The organism is Kitasatospora sp. NPDC092948, assembly GCF_044754805.1.
GTDB lineage: Bacteria > Actinomycetota > Actinomycetes > Streptomycetales > Streptomycetaceae > Kitasatospora.
In genome coordinates this window covers 157,878-177,736 of sequence record NZ_JBIVPU010000007.1, presented here as the reverse complement: position 1 = coordinate 177,736, position 19,859 = coordinate 157,878, and the positions used below count along the sequence as shown (strand labels likewise).

14 protein-coding genes are annotated in these 19,859 nt (G+C 74.3%); 7 read left to right on the top strand and 7 right to left on the bottom strand.

Annotation, left to right across the window (positions count from 1 at the left end):
• Positions 1 to 8 precede the first annotated feature (8 nt).
• On the top strand, positions 9 to 464 hold the full coding sequence (gene sufU, locus ACIQF6_RS22235) for a Fe-S cluster assembly sulfur transfer protein SufU (protein WP_380339440.1): 456 nt from the start codon (positions 9 to 11) through the stop codon (positions 462 to 464).
• Positions 465 to 607: 143 nt separating this feature from the next.
• Positions 608 to 895, top strand: coding sequence for a metal-sulfur cluster assembly factor (locus tag ACIQF6_RS22230; protein ID WP_051055973.1), 288 nt, complete (start codon positions 608 to 610; stop codon positions 893 to 895).
• 279 nt (positions 896 to 1,174) lie between these two features.
• Here the strand turns inward: ACIQF6_RS22230 and ACIQF6_RS22225 are convergent, their stop codons facing one another.
• Together ACIQF6_RS22225 and ACIQF6_RS22220 are read right to left on the bottom strand one after the other, a co-directional pair.
• A complete protein-coding gene (locus tag ACIQF6_RS22225; RefSeq protein WP_400897586.1) occupies positions 1,175 to 3,985 on the bottom strand; it encodes an endonuclease/exonuclease/phosphatase family protein in 2,811 nt (936 codons plus the stop codon).
• 778 nt (positions 3,986 to 4,763) lie between these two features.
• Positions 4,764 to 6,089, bottom strand: coding sequence for an MFS transporter (locus ACIQF6_RS22220; RefSeq protein ID WP_400897585.1), 1,326 nt, complete (start codon positions 6,087 to 6,089; stop codon positions 4,764 to 4,766).
• A gap of 354 nt (positions 6,090 to 6,443) precedes the next feature.
• Between ACIQF6_RS22220 and ACIQF6_RS22215 the strand changes: the two genes are divergently transcribed.
• Together ACIQF6_RS22215 and ACIQF6_RS22210 are read left to right on the top strand one after the other, a co-directional pair.
• A complete protein-coding gene (locus tag ACIQF6_RS22215; protein WP_400897583.1) occupies positions 6,444 to 8,027 on the top strand; it encodes a hypothetical protein in 1,584 nt (527 codons plus the stop codon).
• A gap of 177 nt (positions 8,028 to 8,204) precedes the next feature.
• Positions 8,205 to 9,311: a hypothetical protein gene (locus ACIQF6_RS22210; RefSeq protein ID WP_400897581.1), complete on the top strand. Its 1,107-nt coding sequence runs from the start codon at positions 8,205 to 8,207 to the stop codon at positions 9,309 to 9,311.
• A 324-nt stretch (positions 9,312 to 9,635) separates the two neighbouring features.
• Here the strand turns inward: ACIQF6_RS22210 and ACIQF6_RS22205 are convergent, their stop codons facing one another.
• Positions 9,636 to 11,231, bottom strand: a complete 1,596-nt coding sequence (locus ACIQF6_RS22205; RefSeq protein WP_400897579.1) for a PucR family transcriptional regulator — start codon at positions 11,229 to 11,231, stop codon at positions 9,636 to 9,638.
• A 295-nt stretch (positions 11,232 to 11,526) separates the two neighbouring features.
• Between ACIQF6_RS22205 and pruA the strand changes: the two genes are divergently transcribed.
• On the top strand, positions 11,527 to 13,155 hold the full coding sequence (pruA, locus tag ACIQF6_RS22200; protein ID WP_400897577.1) for an L-glutamate gamma-semialdehyde dehydrogenase: 1,629 nt from the start codon (positions 11,527 to 11,529) through the stop codon (positions 13,153 to 13,155).
• Positions 13,156 to 13,294: 139 nt separating this feature from the next.
• The gene (locus ACIQF6_RS22195; protein ID WP_400897575.1) at positions 13,295 to 14,224 is read left to right on the top strand and encodes a proline dehydrogenase family protein; all 930 of its coding nucleotides are present in this window, start codon (positions 13,295 to 13,297) and stop codon (positions 14,222 to 14,224) included.
• A 69-nt stretch (positions 14,225 to 14,293) separates the two neighbouring features.
• Here ACIQF6_RS22195 and ACIQF6_RS22190 read toward each other — a convergent pair whose 3' ends face one another.
• The 3 genes from ACIQF6_RS22190 to ACIQF6_RS22180 are packed head-to-tail and all read right to left on the bottom strand — an operon-like array spanning position 14,294 to position 15,875.
• Positions 14,294 to 14,491 (bottom strand): hypothetical protein, encoded by a 198-nt coding sequence (locus tag ACIQF6_RS22190; RefSeq protein ID WP_400897826.1) that lies wholly within the window; start codon positions 14,489 to 14,491, stop codon positions 14,294 to 14,296.
• On the bottom strand, positions 14,461 to 14,724 hold the full coding sequence (locus ACIQF6_RS22185) for a hypothetical protein (protein ID WP_400897573.1): 264 nt from the start codon (positions 14,722 to 14,724) through the stop codon (positions 14,461 to 14,463). The genes ACIQF6_RS22190 and ACIQF6_RS22185 overlap by 31 nt, the downstream gene beginning before the upstream one ends.
• Positions 14,721 to 15,875: a TerD family protein gene (locus ACIQF6_RS22180; RefSeq protein ID WP_400897824.1), complete on the bottom strand. Its 1,155-nt coding sequence runs from the start codon at positions 15,873 to 15,875 to the stop codon at positions 14,721 to 14,723. Before ACIQF6_RS22180 ends, ACIQF6_RS22185 begins: the two co-directional genes overlap by 4 nt.
• Before the next feature lie 139 nt (positions 15,876 to 16,014).
• On the opposite strand from ACIQF6_RS22180, the gene pepN reads away from it, so the two are divergent.
• Positions 16,015 to 18,507 (top strand): aminopeptidase N, encoded by a 2,493-nt coding sequence (pepN, locus tag ACIQF6_RS22175; protein WP_400897571.1) that lies wholly within the window; start codon positions 16,015 to 16,017, stop codon positions 18,505 to 18,507.
• Positions 18,508 to 18,682: 175 nt separating this feature from the next.
• On the opposite strand, the gene ACIQF6_RS22170 is transcribed toward pepN, so the two are convergent.
• Positions 18,683 to 19,600 carry a hypothetical protein gene (locus ACIQF6_RS22170; protein ID WP_400897569.1) on the bottom strand — a complete coding sequence of 306 codons (918 nt, stop codon included), beginning with the start codon at positions 19,598 to 19,600 and terminating at the stop codon, positions 18,683 to 18,685.
• Between the last annotated feature and the right edge of the window lie 259 nt (positions 19,601 to 19,859).

The following is a 19,859-nucleotide window of genomic DNA, read 5'->3' as shown; positions in this document are numbered from 1 at the left end:
GTGGTCGCATGAAGCTCGACTCGATGTACCAGGAGATCATCCTGGACCACTACCGCAACCCCCACGGCAAGGGGCTGCGGGACGGCGACGCCGAGGTGCATCACGTCAACCCGACCTGCGGCGACGAGATCACCCTGCGGGTGAAGCTCGACGGCGCGGTCGTCCAGGACGTCTCCTACGAGTCGCAGGGCTGCTCGATCAGCCAGGCCTCCGCCTCCGTGCTCAACGACCTGGTGGTCGGCAAGACGGTCGGCGAGGCCCAGCAGGTCCAGGAGGCGTTCCTGGAACTGATGCAGAGCAAGGGCCAGTCCGAGGGCGACGAGGAGATCCTCGAGGACGCCGTCGCCTTCGCCGGGGTCTCCAAGTACCCGGCCCGGGTCAAGTGCGCCCTGCTCGGCTGGATGGCCTGGAAGGACGCCACCGCCAAGGCGCTGGCCGGCCACCCCGAGATCACCACCGACTGACGCTCCGTTAGGACACTTGATACATGAGCGAGAACGAGACCCCCGAGGTCGTCGAGGCCACCGAGGCCTCCGCGGCCGAGGCCGTGGCGGTCGACAGTCCCGGTGCGTTCACCACCGCCGGCACCGTCTCCACCGAGGACCTCATGGAGGCCCTGATGGACGTCGTCGACCCCGAGCTGGGCATCGACGTCGTCAACCTGGGCCTGATCTACGGCCTGCACATCGACGAGGACGACACCGCCACCGTCGACATGACCCTCACCTCCGCGGCCTGCCCCCTCACCGACGTGATCGAGGACCAGGCCCGCACCGCCACCGACGGCCTGGTCAAGGACCTGCGCATCAACTGGGTCTGGATGCCGCCGTGGGGCCCCGACAAGATCACCGACGAGGGCCGCGACCAGCTGCGCGCACTCGGCTTCAACGTCTGACCGACCGCCAGACGTGCCTGAAGGGGCGGGATCCGACGGATCCCGCCCCTTCACGCATGCCCGTTCCCGGACCGGACCGGAATCCGGACCCACGACCTCCGGGACGGGCGGCGGCGAGCCGGACCGGACCGCGACGGCGGACGGGCACGAGCGGGAGACCCGGCGGACGGCGCGACCCTCCAGCAGTGGGCCCGCCGCCCGACGGCGAGCGCCATGGGCCGGAAGATCCGACGCCCCGCCGGCCGCGAGCGGGCCGACGGGGCGTCAGGACGGCGGCCGCTACGGGCGGGTGAAGGGCCAGACGGTCTCGGCGGAGGACAGCCCCGCCAGGTCGGTGGCCGTCACCCGCAGGGTGTGCGGGCCCGGGGCGAGCGCGCCGACCTGGACGGACAGCGTGTTGTGGAGGGCGTCCGCGGTGACGGCCGGGCCGTCGTCCAGCCGGTAGGTGAAGGACGCCACCCGGCCGCGGTCGTCGGTGGCCCGCAGCAGCAGCTGCGCGCCGGTCACCACGGCCGGGTCGGGAGCGGTCAGGTCGGTGCCGCGGTTGCGGTCGGCGAGCAGCGTGCCGTCGGCGAAGCGGTACAGGTTGACGGCCGGTTTGCCGGTGTACACCTGGGCCTGCGTCAGGTCGGCGAGGTCGCTGAGGGCGCCCGCCGGGCGGACCGGACGGGAGCCGGCGAAACCGCCCGCGCCGTCGCCCGCGTACAGGAAGGCGCTGCCGGCCGTCCAGCGGACCAGCAGGTCGTCGCGGCCGTCGCCGTTGAAGTCGCCGCCGGTCACCGAGGCGGCGTCCGACCAGGCGACCGCGCTGCCGCCCGCCACCACCTGCACGCCCGGGCCGAAGGCCGTCCCGGCGAACGGGTAGCGGAACAGGCGGCCGTCGGCGAGACGCACCACCAGGTCGGCGCGGGACGGGTCGCCGAAGCGCCCGGCGGTGGTCTCCACCACCTGCGACCAGTCCAGGCCCGCCGGTGCGACCTGGGTGTACGACTGGTAGCTGCCCAGCGCACCCGGGGTGCCCCGGTACAGCCGCGCACCGGTGGCGCTCCAGGCCAGCAGGTCGGGTGCGCCGTCGCCGTCGAAGTCGGCGGCGGTCAGCGCGGTCGCCCAGTCCCAGGACCCGGCGATCGCCTGGTCGCCGCCGAAGGTGCCGGTGCCGGTGCCCGCCTTCACCTTGAAGAAGCGCGGACGGCGGGCCAGCAGGTCGGCGGTGCCCGCGCCGTCGAAGTTCGCGGCCAGCACGTCCGAAGCGGTCGCCCAGTACCCGGCGTCCGACCACTTCTGCACCAGCGGGGCGCCGAACAGCGCGGGGGCGGTGCCGGTGGACGGCAGGAACTCGCTCTGGCCGATCGCCACCGGGCCGGCCGTGGCGTGGTCGTACATCCACGTCACCACCAGGTCGGTGAGCTTGTCGCCGTTGAAGTCGCCGGCCGTCAGACGCTCCGCGCCCAGCCAGCTCTGGCCCGGGTACTTCGTCCAGTCGCGGCCGTCGGTGACCTGCGTGCCGGTCGGGTAGCTGTCGTCGCCCGCCGCCGGGTACAGCACCAGGGTGCCGTCGGTGCGGCGCACCAGCAGATCGGCGCGGCCGTGGCCGGTGAAGTCGCCGACGACCAGGTCCGCGGTGTCGGGCAGCTTGGCGTTGCCGCCGGGCAGCACCGAGTACGCCACCTGGTCCACGCTGTACTGGCCGTTCGCGTCGCGGATCACCTTGCGGGCACTGAAGTGCTGGTCGGCCCAGCGGACCACCAGGTCGTTCTCGCCCGCGCCCAGGACGTGGCCGACGGCCAGGTCCTGCGCGTTCTGCAGACCGCCGGGGACGGTCAGCGGATGCGCGGGGCCGATGCCGCCCGCGCCGTCGCCCTCGTAGACCGCGGCCGTACCGTCGGCGAGGCGCACCAGCAGGTCGGCGTTCCTGCCGTCGTGGAAGTAGCCGACGGTCATCGCCAGCGGGCCGGTCCAGCCGGTGGCGAGCTGCCGGGGTGCGCCGAACGCGCCCTTGCCGTTGCCCGGGTACAGCAGCACGGTCCCGTTCGCGAAACGCATCACCAGGTCGTCGACGCCGTCGCCGGTGAAGTCACCGGCGGCGCGGTCCACGGCGTTCGCCCAGTCGTTGCCGCTGCCGATCACCGTCGGGTCGTTGAACACCAGCGGCGCGGCCGGGGCCAGCGTGTCCGGGACGAGCGGCAGGACGGCCCGGTACATCAGGTGGTCGGACAGCGGCTTGCCGTCCGGGCCGGTCACCTGCACGGTCTCCGGGCTCTGCGCCGGACCGAAGCCCGACGGGTCGGAGAACAGGTAGTCGAACTTGCGGGTACCGGCGGTCGGCTTCCCCGAACGGCACAGCCGCAGGCCCTTGCAGGCCGGGGAGAACGCCGAACGGTCGCGCTCCTCGGCCTCCGACATGGTGCCCGTGCCGTCCTGCGCCAGATAGAGGATCCCCAGGTTCGGGTCGGCAGGGTCGGCGTTGAAGTCGCCCGCCAGCACCGCGGGGCGGCCCTGACCCCAGCCGCGCATCCGGTCCACCAGGGTGGGCAGGCCCGACGCGCGCAGGCCACCGAGACCGGAGTCCAGGTGCGCGTTGCACGACTGGACGGGAGTGCCGCCCGGGGCGTTCAGGTTGGCGCAGATCAGCGGCCGCGGCTCGGCGCTCGGCAGCACGGGCTGCAGCACCAGGTCCTGGAACACCGCCCCCGAATTCGCCCGCACCAGCATCGCCGCGCCGAACGAGGTGCCGTCGCCGCCCCACTTCACGCAGCCGGTCTGACCGGACGTCAGCGAGACGGCCTTCAGATAGTGCACCGAGTAGCCCGTCAGCCGGGCCTGCAACAGATCCGCCTGCCCGGCACAGACCTCCTGGAGGTCCACCACGTCCGCGCCGTAGTCGGTCACCGCCTTCGAGAGCGTGTCCGCCCAGGCCGCCGGCGCCAGCCCGGACTGGCAACTCGACTGCCCGCACACGTTGTACGTCGCCACCTTCAGCGCCTGCGCCGCCTGCGCCCGCCCGGGCAGCAGCAGCACCGCGGCCACCGCCGCCAGCGCCGCAACGGCGGCCAGCGGCCGCCGAGCCACACCGAAACCGTGCTCCGCCATCGCCCCCCCTCGCTCGATCGTTCGACCGCGCACTCTAGCGGCGCAGACGGACACGGGGGAGGAGCCGCCTGCGGCGGGCGGTTGCGCCGGGGAGGGGGATGCCTGCGGCGGCGGGGGTGACGTGTGTGTGGGTGGGGTTGCCTGCGGCGGGTGGTTGCGCTGGGGGAGGAGCCGCCTGCGGCGGGTGGTTGCGCCGGGGAGGGTGATGCCTGCGGCGGCGGGGGTGACGTGTGTGTGGGTGGGGTTGCCTGCGGCGGGTGGCTGCGCCGGGGAGGGGATGCCTACGGCGGGGGGTTCGCCCGACGGAGGCGGGTGGTTGCGCCGGGGAGGGTGATGCCTGCGGCGGCGGGGGTGACGTGTGTGTGGGTGGGGTTGCCTGAGGCGGGCGGTTGCGCTGGGGGTGGGGTCGCCTGCGGCGGGGGGTTCGCCCGACGGAGGCGGGTGGTTGCGCCGGGGTGCTTGCGGCGGCGGGGGTGACGTATGTGGGGGGTGGGGTCGCCTGCGGCGGGTGGCTGCGCCGGGGAGGGGATGCCTACGGCGGGGGGTTCGCCCGACGGAGGCGGGTGGGTGGGCGAGGCCGGGGCCTGCGGTGCGTGGTCGGTTGCGAAGCGCTGTGGGGCGGTGGCTTCCCGGCTTCCGTCCCGTCGTTCTCCGGGCGGGAGGGCTGTCGGTGGTGGGTGGGCGAGGCCGGGGATGCCTGCGGCGCGTGGTCGGTCGCGTTGCGGCGCAGGCGTCCACCGGTTTCTGTTCCGTCGTTGTGTCGGTGCCCGGAGGGCGGTCAGTGGCGGCGGCGCAGGACTGCGGCGGCCAGGGCCAGGGAGGCGGTGGCGGCGAGCAGGGCGAAGGTGGTGACGGCGGGGAGGAGGCCGTAGGCGCGGGTGAGGGCGCCGACGGCGATGATCGGGGCGGAGGAGCCGAGGTAGACGATCACCCAGAGGGCGGAGAGTTCGCTGCCGCGGCGGGCCGGGTCGAGGGCGGCGACGGTGGTGGTGAACAGGGAGCGGAAGGCGATGCCCTGGGAGACGCCCGCGATCACACTGCCGACGAACAGCAGCGCGGCGGTGTCGGTGGCGGCGGCCGCCGTGAGCAGGCCGAGGCCGCCGGCCAGGCCGGCCAGGCCGGCGGCGACGACGGCCCGGTCGGAGGTGGGCGGGACGAGGAGCTGGGCCGCGGCCGATGAGCCGAGGAGGAGGGCCGCGACGGCGGCGCCCGCCATCCGGGAGTCGGTGTGCAGCAGGGTGCCGGCGAACGCCGGGGCGAGCGCCAGGTAGACGCCGAAGACCGCGTACGAGACGAAGCCCGCGCCGGAGGCGAGCAGGAACTCGCGGCGGCCCGAGCGGGGCAGCCGCAGCCGCTGCGGGCGCAGGTGCGCCGGGGTGGTGATGCGCGGCGGGGAGGCCGGCGGGCGGACCGAGCCGGGCATCCGCGGGTGCACCAGGGCGAGGGGGATGCAGAGGGCGAGCAGCGCGCCCGCGTGCCCGAGGAACAGGCCCGGCAGCGGGTTCGCGCCGGAAGCCATGGCCGCGCCGACCAGCGGGCCGAGTGCGACGCCGCCCGCCGAGCAGGCCAGCGTCAGCTTCGCGGCGAGGGTGGGCCGGTCGGGCAGCAGGTCGCCGAGGGCGGCGCCGGCCGCGCCCGTGGACAGGCCGACCGCGACGCCCTGGACGGCGCGTCCGGCGGCCAGCTGCCAGAACGAGCCGGCGGTGGCGAAGACCACGTCCCCGGCGGCGGACAGTGCCACCGCGGGCAGGATCAGCGCGCGGCGCCCCAGGTGGTCCGACCAGTGGCCGACCGCGGCCAGCACCGGGACCAGGGCGAACACGTACACCGTGAACAGCACGGTGGTGTCGAGCGGGGTCAGGCCGAGCCGCTGCTGGAGCGTCGGATAGAGCGGGGTGACCAGGTTGGCGCCGATCAGCATCAGCAGCAGGGCGGCGGCCACCAGGCCGACGCGGATGCCGCGCAGCGCGTTCCAACGGCTGATCGCGGAGAGCTGGAGCTGCGCCCGCGGGGCGAGTTCCAGGGGAAGCAGGGCCTCCGACAGTCGGCGGCCGGCGTACTGAGCGGTGCTCAGGCCGGGGCCGGCGGGGGAGAGGTCCGCCATGGCAGGGATCTCCTGTGGCCGGGCGCCGCCGGGCGCGACCAGGCCGGGGTGGGGCATGGCGGCAGGGCCCGGACGGTGCGGGTGTGCACATGAAAGGGGGTCGGAGCCTCGTCGCTCCGGGGGCGCACGCGCGGGGGTGTGCGCGACGCCCTCCGAAGGATACGTGTACGGGCTACTCGTTCGGCCGCACCACCCCACTCGTTCGGGGGGACGCCCGCGCAGGTCACGTGTCCGGTGGTGGCTGCCGATACGCTGGGTTGACGGGTCGACACTCCGGCCCGCGCCGCCGAAGACCCGCCGGCTCGCCCAGCGGGGGGCGGCGTCCTCCGACGAACCTGCGGGAGATCGCGCGCGATGGCCGGACGAAGCCGGAACACCCCTGAGCAGCAGCCGTCCGACGCCGAGGGCCTGCTGCCCGCCGACTACGACCTGGCGGAGCTGTACGGCTCGCAGAGCGGCGACGAGGACCCCGACGACACCGCGGTGCTGATCCCGACGATCGCGCTGCCCACGGACCGCGAACTCGCCGACGCGGCGCTCGCCGTCCCGCTGATCGCCCAGGTGGTCGCCCTGGCCCGCTGGGTCGACCCGCACCGCGACGTCGACGAGCACGGCGACCTCGGCCCGGAGGACCGGGTCCGGGCCGCCCGGATGCTCGGCATCGAGGACCCGACCGAGGAGGACGTGATCGAGGCGATGCGCGCCTGGGCACTGGCCTGCGACCTCGGCGCGGTGGAGACCGGCACCACCGAGGGCGGCGCCCACATCGCCGTCCCCGGCCCCGACCTGCCGGCCGTCGAGGCCGGCGACCCGGCCGCCGTGCTCGGCCTCTGGTTCGAGGCCGCCGAACTGGTCCGCGAACTCGCCGCCGAGGCCGAGTCGGTGGACCCGGACGTGGTCGAGGGCAGCGAGCGCGACGACCCCGAGGGCCTGGCCGAGGTCGAGGACGCCCGGGAGCAGGCCGCCGAGATCCTCGACGAGGCACTGCACGTGCTGTACGAGGCCACCGCGTTCGCCGAGCCCGGCGCCGAGACCGTGCCGCTCGGCGTGCTGGCCGCGCTGCTGGTCGTCCCCGAGGGGGAGGAGCCCGACGAGGAGATGCTCGGCGAGATCACCGACCTGATGGTCGTCCTCGACCCGATGCTCGCCGACCTCGCCGAACTCGGCCTGGTCGAGCACACCCCGATCGACCCCGAACTGTTCGAGGAGGAGGACGACGACGCCGAGGCCGCCGAGGCCGACCGGCCGCTGACCGACGAGGACGCCGCCCGCTTCGGCACCGTCCGGCTCACCCCGCTCGGCCAGTACGCGGTGCGCGAGTGGCTGATCGCCGACGGCTTCGACGCCCCGCTGGTCGGCGACCTCGCCGAACTCGACGGCCCCGCCCTGCTGCGCGCCCTCGCCGAGAACGGCGCCCAGCTCGCCGAGCCCGAGCTCAAGGCCTGGCTGGCCGCCCGGGAGGACGCCGACGCCGCCGCCCGCGAGCTGCTGTCCGGCGGGCAGGGCCACGACGTGCAGTCGCCGGTGCGCCGCTACTACTGCGTGATCGCGCTGAACGAACTCGGCGACAGCGCCGTCCCCGCCGTCCGGGAGGTCGTCGACGCCCCCGAGCTCGGCGGCCTGGCCCGGGAGTGGCTGCGCGCCCGCGGCGAGGACGTCGAGGCCGCGGACCGTCCCGTCGCGCTGTGGCGGGTGGTCGACTCGGTGGCCGCCGTCCTGCTGCTCACCGCGGGCGAGGGCGGCCGGCTCCAGGCGCTGGTCGCCGACCTGCCGGTGACCGACAACCCGGCCAGCTACTTCGGCGAGGTGTGGCGGGTGCCGCACCCGCTGACCGTCGAGGTGCTGGAGGTCGTCGGCGCGCTCCACCTGGACCGGAAGGTCGCCAAGGAGGCGCGGCGGGCCGCGATCAAGGCCCGTTCGCTGCGCGCCCGGGGCTGACGGCAACCGGGGCGTGCTCCCGCCGCGTCCTCCTGTCGGAAGACCGCCGCCCAGCTGATGGATCGACAGGTTCCGCTGGCCGTATGGTGGGGCGACGCCGGGCCCGCCCGGTGGCAGGACGCGCCGGGCCCGCCCGGCGGCAGAACGGTGTGGCGAGTGCCGGGGGTGCGGCGAGTAATGAAGAGGCAGCCTGCGAGCGGGCCGTGGGAGATCGAGGAGGTCTACGCGGACCAGGAGGCGTACAGCCGGCGGGTGATGGCCGAAGCCGGGTTCCCGGTGTTCGGCTGGGAGCACCGCGCGGGCGGCCTGCCCGGGCGGGACGTGCTCGCCGAATTCGGCATCGACAACGGTGAACTCGGCTGGGTGGAAGTCCGTTCCGGCGACTGGACCTCCGCCGACGGCCCGTACGTCACCATCCGCACCTACTGCCCCCATGCGGAGCTCGCCGAGCCGCTGCCCGACCTGGAGGACGTGGTCGAGGACGAGCGCGACCGGGTGTACGACCACCTCGGCATCGACGAGGGCGACACCCCCGGCGGCGTACGGGCCCTGCGCGAGTGGATCACCGTCGACGGCGACCCGCGCGCCCTGCAGATCCACGAGGACCGGCGGCCCGGCGCCGGCACCGTCTGGGCCGGCCGGCTGTGGATGGACGGCGCGACCGTCACCGTCACCGGGCGCGGCGTGCCGCCCGGCGCGATCGAACTGCGCCGGATCGCCGACTTCGAGCAGTACATCATCGGCCGCACCGCACTCCTGCGGACCCTGGCCGCCCGCCGGCCCGCCGAGCCCGTGCCCGCACCCCGGCCGACCCCCGGCGAGCTCGGGCTGCGCGCCCACCGCGAACTGGTCGAGCACGGCATCGCCCGGGCCACCGCGGTACAGGCCCAACTGCGGGCCGGCCGCTCCGCCCGACTGCCCCGGCACCTGCGCGGCGACGACCGCAAGGCCCGCTGGGAGGCCGTGGTCCGCCAGCAGATGTGGCTCGCCTCGGAGACCGAGGCCGAGGCCGACACCGCCGTCACCTCGATGGTCAACCACCTCGGCCGGCTCGCCCACCACGTGGACTGGCTGACCGGCACCGCGGAGGGCTCCGCCGCGGTCGAGGAGGTGGTGCGGTACACGGTGTTCGCCAGCGAGGTGCCGAGTCTGCCTGCGCAGCGGGCGTGGGAGCGGCTGTGGGCGGGAGGGACGCCGGAGCTGCCGTCCGGCACGGAGGACGCGTGGCTGACGGCGTGGGAGCAGTGGCGGGTGGAGCGGACGCAGCACAGCGCTCGGAGGTAGCGGCCGCCCGGGGCGGGGGTGCTCTCCTTCGGGCGGATCTTGCGCTCCGGGGTGGTTGCTCGCGCAGTTCCCCGCGCCCCTGTCGGGGCGCGGGGTTTCTGCGTGAGAGGGAGAGTTCGGCCTGCGGCCGGCCAGGGGTTGGCTTGAGGTCGGCGGGGTGCGGGGTTTCGGTGGGGGAGAGAGGCTTCGGCCTGCGGCCGGCCCTGGGGTTGGCTTGAGGCCGGCGGGGCGGGGTTTCTGCGGGGAAAGAGGGTTCGGCCTGCGGCCGGCCAGGGTTGGCCTTGAGGTCGGCGGGGGGCGGGGTTTCGGTGGGGGAGTGGCCGGTCAGGAGTCGGAGAGGCGGAGTTGGAGCATGGCCAGTAGGCGCTGTTGAGGCTGTGTCAGGTCGAGGCCCGTCAGTTGTTCCGCTCTCCGGACGCGGTATCTGAGGGTGTTGGGGTGGATGTGGAGGGCGTCCGCCGCCGTGCGGACTTCGCCGAGGGCGTCGAGGTAGGCGAGGACGGATTCGGCGAGGCGGGTCTGGTGGCGGGTGTCGTAGGCGGTGAGGGCGGTGAGGCGGGGGTCGCGGAGTTCGGGGCGGTCGTGGAGGAGCGCGAGGACTTCGGAGACCAGGACTTCGGCCTGGACGTCGTGCAGGGCGGCGACGTCGGGGACGACGCCGCCGCGGCCCATCGCGTCGAGGATGCGGTCGGCCTGGGCGCGGGAGGCGGGGACGTCGGCGAGGCCGGGGACGGTGGGGCCGATGGCGGCGCGGAGCGGGATGCCGAGGTGGGTGCGGGCGGCGTCGACGGTCTCCTGGGCCCAGTCGCGGAGGGCGGACTGCGGGAGGCCGGGCGGGAGTTCGGGGAGCAGGACGTAGATGCGGGAGTCGACCGGGGCGAGCAGGGCGCCGCGGTGGCGGGCGGCGGTGTGGACGGAGATCAGGCCGGTGACTTCGTCGCGGGTGAGTTCGGCGTCGCGTTCGGTGGTGGCGGCCGGGGCGTAGGCGAGGACGGTGGCGGGGCGGCGCAGGTCGAGGCCGAGGTGGGTGGCGAGCGACTGGGGGCCGGTGGAGCCTTCCAGCAGGCCGGTGAGCAGGGTCTGGGTGAGTCGGGCGTCGGCCGACAACTCGCGGCGGCGGCGCACCAGTTGGCCGGCGGCGACCCGGGCGGCGCCGACCAGGGCGCGGTCGGCGGTGGCGGTGAGCGGGCGGGCGCCTTCCTGGACCCAGATGGTGCCGAGCGGCTGGGCGCCGGAGCGGATCGCGATGGCGAGGCGGCGGCGGATGCCGAGCTCGGGGTGGGCGGCGATCTCGATCGCGCCGTCGGAGCCGCGCAGGTGGGAGAAGACGCCCCATTCGCGGAGCTTGGCGAGGTACGGCTCGGGGCCCTGGCGGCCCAGGATGGAGAGCCGGCGCAGGTCGTCGACCTCGTCGGAGTCGGAGGTGCGGGAGTAGGCGAGGACCCGGCTGGAGGTGTCCTCGATGGAGACGATGCCGCCGGTGAGGACGGCCACGGTCTGGGCGAGCGAGAACAGGTCGCCGGTGTCGGCCTCGCCCGGTTCGGCGCTGTCCGGGCCGGAGAGCAGAGTGCGGGCGAGCGAGTCGAGGTGTTCCCAGCGGGTCTCGCGGCGTACCGACAGCAGGGCCACGCCGGCTTCGGTGGCGGCCTCGCGCAGCGCGTCGGCCTGGCCGGGGCCGTCGAGTTTGACGGCGACGGCGGCGGCCCGGGCGCGGCCGGCGGCGCGCAGGGCGGGGAGGGCGGCGCGGCCGCGGGCGCCGATGGCGAGGACGAGTTCGCCCGGGGCGGCGGTCGGCGGGTCCTCCGGGTCGAGGATGGCGACGTGGCGGACCGGGACGTCCAGGCCGGCCGGCGCCGCCTGGAGTTCGACCAGCGGTTCGCCGAGCGACATCAGCAGCTGGCGCAGCGGCAGGCCGTTCATGTGCGGGTTCCTCGTGGAGTCGCTGTCGGATCTGTCGGGTCTTCGTCGGGTCTTCGTCGGGTCTTCGTCGGGTCTTCGTCGGGACGGACAACATCCCGGCCACGAGTTTAGTGAGTCGGACAGGATCGGGCGGCCGTGACCGCGGCGTGACGCTGTTCGTCCGGGCGGACAACGGCGAGCGGGGGACTTTGGCGGCGCGGCCAACAGTTGGCGGCGGGAACGGGGAATAGCGTTCGTGACACGGCCGACGTGTGAACCCCGTCGGCGTCCCATGACGAGAAGGAGAGCGTGCGCCATGGATGCTGTGACCCAGGTCCCCGCGCCGGTGAACGAGCCGGTCCACAGCTACGCCCCCGGGAGCCCCGAGCGGGCCCGCCTGGAGGCGAAGCTGAAGGAGCTGGGCGGCCAGGGGCCGATCCAGCTCACCATGACGATCAACGGCGAGCAGCGCCTCGGCGGCGGCTCCGAGATCCACGTGGTGCAGCCGCACAACCACGCGGCCCGGCTCGGCACGCTGCGCAACGCCACCCAGGACGACGCCCGCGAGGCCGTCGACGCCGCGCTGGCCGCCGCCCCGGCGTGGCAGGCGCTCTCCTTCGACTCGCGTGCCGCGATCTTCCTGCGCGCCGCCGACCTGCTGGCCGGCCCGTGGCGCGAGACGCTGGCCGCCGCCACCATGCTCGGCCAGTCGAAGACCGCCCAGCAGGCGGAGATCGACACCCCCTGCGAGCTGGTCGACTTCCTGCGCTTCAACGTGCACTTCGCCCGGCAGATCCTGGCCGAGCAGCCGGTCTCCTCGGACGGCGTGTGGAACCGCATGGACCACCGCCCGCTGGAGGGCTTCGTCTACGCGATCACGCCGTTCAACTTCACCGCGATCGCCCTCAACCTGCCGACCGCGCCCGCGCTGATGGGCAACGTGGTGATCTGGAAGCCGTCCCCGACGCAGCAGTTCGCCGCGCACTACCTGATGCGCCTGCTGGAGGCCGCCGGCCTGCCCAAGGGCGTCATCAACATGGTGACCGGCGACGGCCTGGACGTCTCCGAGGTCGCGCTGAAGCACCCCGCGCTGGCCGGCATCCACTTCACCGGTTCCACCGCCACCTTCCAGCACCTGTGGCGCGAGGTCGGCACCAACATCTCCGGCTACCGCACCTACCCGCGGATCGTCGGCGAGACCGGCGGCAAGGACTTCCTGGTCGCCCACCCGTCCGCCGACAAGGCGATCCTGAAGACCGCGATGACCCGCGGCGCCTTCGAGTTCCAGGGCCAGAAGTGTTCGGCGCTGTCCCGGGCGTACGTCCCGGCGTCGATCTGGGCCGAGCTGAAGGACGACTTCCGCGACGAGGTCGAGTGGCTCACCATGGGCGACGTCACCGACCTGGCGAACTTCATGGGCGCCGTGATCGACGAGCGCTCGTTCGCCAAGAACAAGGCCGCGATCGACCGTGCCCAGGCCGACCCGAAGGTCGAGGTGCTGGCCGGCGGCACGTACGACGACTCGGTCGGCTACTTCGTCCGCCCGACCGTGCTGGTCTGCGAGGACCCGTCCGCCGAGTACTTCAAGGACGAGTACTTCGGCCCGATCCTCGCCGTGCACGTCTACCAGGACGAGAAGTACGACGAGATGCTCGCGCAGATGGAGTCGGTGTCGTCCTACGGCCTGACCGGCTCGATCATCGCCCAGGACCGCGAGGCCGTGGAGCACGCCATGCACGTGCTGCGCAACGCCGCGGGCAACTTCTACATCAACGACAAGCCGACCGGCGCCGTCGTCGGCCAGCAGCCCTTCGGCGGCGGCCGGGCCTCGGGCACCAACGACAAGGCCGGCGCCAAGCAGAACCTGATGCGCTGGACGTCCACCCGGTCCATCAAGGAGACGTTCGTCCCGCCGACGGACTACCGCTACCCGCACATGGGCTGATCCGCCCCTGTCGCCCGCCGCCGCCCTCCCCGGCGCGCGCGGCGGGCGGCCGCCCCTCTGTGCTGCCCGCGGGGCGGCCGCCACCCCCGGCCGCCCCGCACCTCTCGCCACCAGCTGATCCTTGATCCGGGAGTCCCCGATGCTCCGTTCCGCCCTCCTCGCCGCCTCGCGCTCCCCGCAGGTGCGCACCATGGTCGAGAAGTTCCCGCCCACCCACGCGATAGTCGAGCGCTTCGTCGCCGGCGACCGCCTCGACCAGGGCGTGACCGCGACCGAGACGCTGGTCAACAGCGGCCGCAAGGTCACCCTCGACCACCTCGGCGAGGACACCAAGGACGCCGCCCAGGCCGCCGGCACCGCCCTGGCGTACGAGCACCTGCTGACCGCCCTCAAGGAGACCGGCCTCGCCGCCGACGCCGAGGTCTCCGTCAAGCTCTCCGCGGTGGGCCAGTTCCTGCCGGTGGACGGCGAGAAGATCGCGCTGGAGAACGCCCGCCGGATCTGCCAGGCCGCCGCCGACGCCGGCACCACGGTGACCCTCGACATGGAGGACCACACCACCACCGACTCCACCCTGGCCATCGCCCGCGAGCTGCGCGCCGACTTCCCGTGGCTCGGCGTCGTCCTCCAGGCGTACCTGCGCCGCACCGAGGCCGACTGCCGCGACCTCGCCCACGAGGGCTCCCGGGTCCGGATCTGCAAGGGCGCCTACAAGGAGCCCGAGTCGGTCGCCTTCCAGGGCAAGCGTGACGTCGACCTGGCGTACGTCCGCGCGCTGAAGGTCCTGATGGCCGGTCAGGGCTACCCGATGGTGGCCTCGCACGACCCCAACATGATCAAGATCGCGGGCCAGCTGGCCGAGTGGAACCGCCGCGACGTCACCTCCTTCGAGTACCAGATGCTGTTCGGCATCCGCCCCGAGGAGCAGCTGCGCCTGGCCGAGGCCGGCAACACCATGCGCGTCTACCTGCCCTACGGCCAGGAGTGGTACGGCTACTTCATGCGCCGCCTGGCGGAGCGCCCCGCCAACCTGACCTTCTTCCTGCGGGCGATGGCCACCCGCGGCTGACGGTCGCTCAACTCCCGTACGGGGCCCGTGGCGTGACGCCGCGGGCCCCGTCGGCGTGCGGCGGGGCGGTCAGCCGGCCGTGCCGCGCAGGCCGATCAGGCAGCGCAGGAAGGTCGGGCGGCCCATCGTGAAGACCGGGTCGGCGAGGGTGTCGGCGACCCTCGTGAGGACGTCGACGGCGTCCCGGAACGCCTCGGGGGCGCGGTCGCGCAGGAGGGTGAGGTCGGTCAGGACGATCAGGGCGGTGTCGCCGGGGGCCTCGTCCAGGCCGCCCCACAGCGAGTCGTCGAGGGCGTCCCAGCTGTTCCGGCCGAGCAGCGGGGGGCCATCGGGAGCGCGTCGCGCACGGCGTCGAAGAAGTCGGCGCGGGAGGCGACCGCGGCGGTGTCGACCCGGTGGCGCACGGCGGCGTCCGGGGCGGCGGCCGCCCGGTCGATCGCGGACGGATCGACCAGGGCGACCCCGGCGGCGCGGGCCGGCATCGGCGCGGGGCCGCTCACAGCATCGCGGCGGCGGGCTTGACCATGGAGCGGGCGGTCTTGGCGTCGACGTACTCGCCGAGGGCGGTCATCACCCACTCGCCGGAGAACTGGCGGACCAGCTTGCACATGGCGACGCCGGTGCGGGGTTCGGCGTGGGTGAGGTCGAAGCGGACCAGTTCGTCGCCGGTGGCGGCGTCGGTGAGCCGGCAGTAGGCGTTCTTGACGTCGGTGAACTTCTGGCCGGAGAAGGAGTTGACGACGAAGACCAGGCCGCAGACCTCCGCGGGCAGGCCGTCGAGGTGGACGGTGATGGACTCGTCGTCGCCGGCGCCGTTGCCGGTGAGGTTGTCGCCGGAGTGGGCGATCGCGCCGTTGAAGACGGACAGCTTCATGAACCAGGCGGTGTCGATCTTCTCGCGCCGGGCGTCGAAGGCGATCACCGAGGCGTCCAGGTCGATGCCGCGGCCGTGCGTGGCGGGCTCCCAGCCCAGGCCCATCCGGACCGCGGAGAGGAACGGTTTTCCGGCCTTCTCCAGCGAGACCGAGCCGCCCTTGACCAGGCTGACCCGGCCCTTGTCGAGGGTGATCTTGCCGACGGCCGGCGAGCCGGACGGCATCGGCGGGGCGGCGGGCGGCGCGGTGGGTCTCGGCGGGGCGGCCGCCGCGGTCGGGGGCGCGTCCTCGACCGTGACGCCGAAGTCGGTGGCGATGCCGGCCAGGCCGTTGGCGTAGCCCTGGCCGACGGCGCGGATCTTCCACTCGGCGCCGCGCCGGTACACCTCGACCACCACCAGGGCGGTCTCCACGCCCAGCCGGGGCGGGGTGAAGGTGAACAGCGCACGGCCGCTGTCGGCGTCCCGGACGGTCGCGGTGGGCTCGGTGCCGGCGAAGGTGGCCCGCCGGTCGTCCAGCGAGGCGGTGACCACGATCCGGGTGATGTCGGCGGGCACCGCGGCGGTGTCGACGGCGATCGCGTCGGCGGTGGCGCCGGCGGCCGGACGGTGCGTCACGCCCGGGCCGTTCGGGGCGTTGAAGAAGACGAAGTCGGCGTCCGAGCGGACCTTGCCGGACTGGGTCAACAGCAGCCCGGAAACGTCCAGTTGCTTGGGTGCGGTGACCTCCACCACGACCCGGCCCGCACCGAGCGGCGCATTGCCGCCCTGCACCAGAACAGACGTCACGTGCTCCTCCTCGACTCGCCGCCGCGACACACCCTAGCCGTCGCGCTCGAACACCCCGGGTACGCCACCAGCGAATCCGGGTCGAACGCGCTTGCCGGGCCCGGGCGGGCTCGGCGAGCATGCAGTCATGCCAGCACTGCAACGAGCCGAAGCAACTGTCCGTGCCCGCCTGTTGGAGGTCCGCGGCTACACCGTCCACCTCGACCTGACCCGCGGACCCGAGCGGTTCGGCAGCACCTCCGTGATCCGGTTCGGCTGCGCCGAGCCCGGCAGCGACAGCTTCGTCGACCTCGAACCGGCCGCCCTGCACCGGGCCGTCCTGAACGGGCAGCCGCTGGACGTGGCCGCCCTGGACGGCAACCGCCTCGCGCTGCCCGGACTGCACGCCGACAACGAGCTGCTGATCGAGACCGAGATGCGCTACTCGCGCACCGGCGAAGGCCTGCACCGCTACATCGACCCCGCCGACGACGCCGTCTACCTGTACGCCACCTGCGGCCCCGACCTGGCCACCAAGGTGTTCGCCTGCTTCGACCAGCCCGACCTCAAGGCCCCGATCACCCTCACCGCCACCGCCCCCGACGACTGGACCCTGGTCGCCAACGGGGCGCCGGTCAAGTCCGAGGACGGGCACTGGGAGTTCGCCGCCACCAAGCCGATCTCCACCTACCTGTTCACCGTGGTCGCCGGCCCGCTGCACTCCGTCTACGGCGAGCACGACGGCATCCCGCTCGGCCTGCACGCCCGCCGCTCGCTGGCCGCCGAACTCGACCGCGAGGCCCCCGAGTTGTTCGAGGTGACGGCCGCCTCGTTCGACCGGCTGCACGAACTCTTCGACGAGCGCTACCCGTTCGGCGAGTACCACCAGGCGTTCGTCCCCGAGTTCAACTGGGGCGCGATGGAGAACCCCGGCTGCGTGGTCTTCCGCGACGAGATGCTGTTCCGCTCCCCGGCCACCTTCGTCGAGCACGAGCGCCGCGCCATGGTGGTCTGCCACGAGATGGCCCACATGTGGTTCGGCGACCTGGTCACCATGCGCTGGTGGGACGACCTCTGGCTGAACGAGTCGTTCGCCGAGATGCTCGGCTACCGGATCGCCGCCGAATCCACCCGCTTCACCGGCACCTGGACCGGCTTCTCCGTGCAGCGCAAGGGCTGGGGCTACGACGCCGACCAGCGCTCCTCCACCCACCCGGTGGCCGGCAACGGCACCCGCTCGGTCGCCGAGGCGATGGTCAACTTCGACGGCATCTCCTACGCCAAGGGCGCCTCCGCGCTGCGCCAGCTCGTCGCCTGGCTCGGCGACGAGGCCTTCTTCGCCGGCCTCAACGCCTACTTCGCCGACCACCTGTACGGCAACGCCGAACTGCCCGACTTCCTGGCCGCACTGGCCACCGCCAGCGGCCGCGACGTGCACGGCTGGGCCGAGAGCTGGCTGCGCACCAGCGGCGTCGACACGCTGCGCGCCGAGACCGAACGCGCCGCCGACGGCGCCCTCACCGCGCTCACCGTGGTCAACGAGGGCGAGCGCCCGCACCTGATCGAGGTCGGCGGCTACCGGATCGAGGACGGCCGGGTCGTCCCCGCCGGCCGGGTCGCCGTCGAACTCGGCCCCGGCCGCCGGGTCGCCGTGCCCGCCCTGGTCGAGGCCGGCGCCCAGCTGGTCGTCCCCAACGACGGCGACCTCACCTGGGCCAAGATCCGCCTGGACGCGCACTCCTGGCAGCTCGTCGCCGAGTCGCTGTCCGCGGTCGAGGACGACGTCACCCGCGCCGTGCTCTGGGCGCACGCCCGCGACCTGGTCCGGGACGCCGAACTCGACCCGGCCGCCTACCTCGACCTGATGGAACGCCACCTGCCCGCCGAGAACGTCGACGCCATCGTCGAGGCGGTGCTCACCTTCGCCCACGTCCACGTGGTCGGCCGCCACCTGACCGGCGCCCGCCGCACCGAGGGCCTGGCCGCGATCAGCCGCACCGCGCGGGCGCTGCTGGCCGGTGACGGCGGCGACGGCATTCGGCTGGCCGCGCTGCGCGCTGCCGTGGAGTCCTCCGGCGGCGAGGAGCAACTCGCCGAACTGCGAGGCTGGTTGGCCGGGGACGACGTCCCCGCCGGGCTGGCGATCGGGCCCGAACTGCGGTGGGCGGGCCTGGCCCGGCTGGCCGCGCTCGGCGAACTCTCCGAGCCGCAGATCGCCGCGGAGCTCGCCCGCGAGCCCGGCACCGAAGCCGAGTTCGGCGCCGCGAGGTGCCGGGCGGCGCTCCCCGGGGCCGACACCAAGGCCGCGGCCTGGCAGGCCCTGTTCACGCCCGACGCGATGGGCAACCGCCTGCTGGAGGCCACCGCCCGCGGGTTCTGGTCCTCCGGCGACGACACGGAGATGGGCGGGTACGCGCTGCGCTACTTCGAGCGGATCGGCGAGGCCGCCCGGCGCGGCGACATCATCGCCCGCCTGCTCGGCGAGACCCTGTACCCGGCCGCCCACGCCACGCCCGAGGTGCTCGCCGCCGCGGAACTGGCCCTCGCGGACCAGGAGTTGACGCCCTCGCTGCACCGCAACCTGGTCGACTGCACGGACGACCTGCGGCGCACCCGCGCGGTGCGCGCGGCATTCGAGTAGGGGAGAGGGCGCGAAACCAGGGGCCGGGGAACGGCGGGGTCGTGTCTGCGGAGGGTCAACAGGGCGCTTTGCGTTCCGTTGTTTCGGGTTCCTGTCCTGAGGCCCGCCGCAGCCATGGCCAACCGCTGTCTCCGGCCGCCGGCAACAGGGCGTCGCCGTTCTTCGAGCCCCTGGATCAGAACGAGCCGCGGGCGGCGACCGCGCGGCTGGTGGGGAGGGCGAAGGCGGAGGCGGTCCAGGTCTCCGGGGCGGTGGGGGTGGGGGCGGGGATGGCGCCGGTGACGGTGAAGGTGTAGGTGCCCGGGGGGAGCGGCTGGTCGGAGGGGGTGGTGAAGCGGTAGACGAGGGTGTCGCGCTCCAGGGCGACGGTGGCGACCGCGCCCGGGAGGTCGGTGGCGGGGGCGGTGCCGGGGAGGGCGACGGGGCGGATCAGGCGGAACTCGACCTGGAGGGCCGTCATGGTCTCGTCGACCTGCAGTTGCACCACGTGCCGGGTGCCGTTGCGGCCCAGCGCGTCGACCCGGGCGGAGCCGCTGAGCGACTGCGGCGCGGTGGGCTCCGGTTCGGGCCGCGGCGAGGGCGACGGCGAGGGCGACGACGGCGGGGCCAGTGGCGCGCGGCTGTCGCTCGCGGAGGGGGACGGGGACGGGGACGGGGCCGGGGTCGTCGCGGCCGGCCCGGTGAACGACGGCGAGGGCGGCGTCGCGGCCACCGGGCGGGTCACCGAGGCCGGGCGGACGCCGGTGCGGGTCGGGCCGGGGAGGGGCGCGGCGGTCGCGGAGCCGAGCGGGGGCAGCGGGGCGGCCCGGGTGGCGGTCGGCTCGTCGACGGGGGTGGCGTCGGCGGTCGCGGAGGCGTCGGGGCTGGGCACGGGCGGGCCGCCGACGGTCACGTTCGGGCGGCGGCCGATCTGCTGCTGCTCGTTCAGCAGCCAGGTGGTGGCCAGGCTGATGCCGACCACCGTGGACATCGCCATCGCCGCGCCGGAGAACCGGATGGTGGGCAGTCGCAGCCGCCCGCCGAACGGCCGCGGTCGGCCGTGCCGTCCGGTCCGGCCCGTGGTGACGGGCCGGGACTGCTCGCGGAGCGCCACCGGGCTCCCCTTCCTGGGTATGGTCCGCGTCCGGCGTCCGGTCCGAACGCGACGCCGCACCCGGTGTCGTCGGGGTGCCCGGACGAACGGCGCGTGAGGGACGAGACTACCAGCGGTCTGACGGACCGCCAGATCCCGTACCGAACCGGGGTGCGAATCAGGCCCCGGGGGCGGCGGACGGCCGGAACCGGCCACGCCGAACAGCGTGTGCAACCCCCCTGCAACCGTTGCAGGGGCCGGGGTGCGGGAGCAGGCTGGG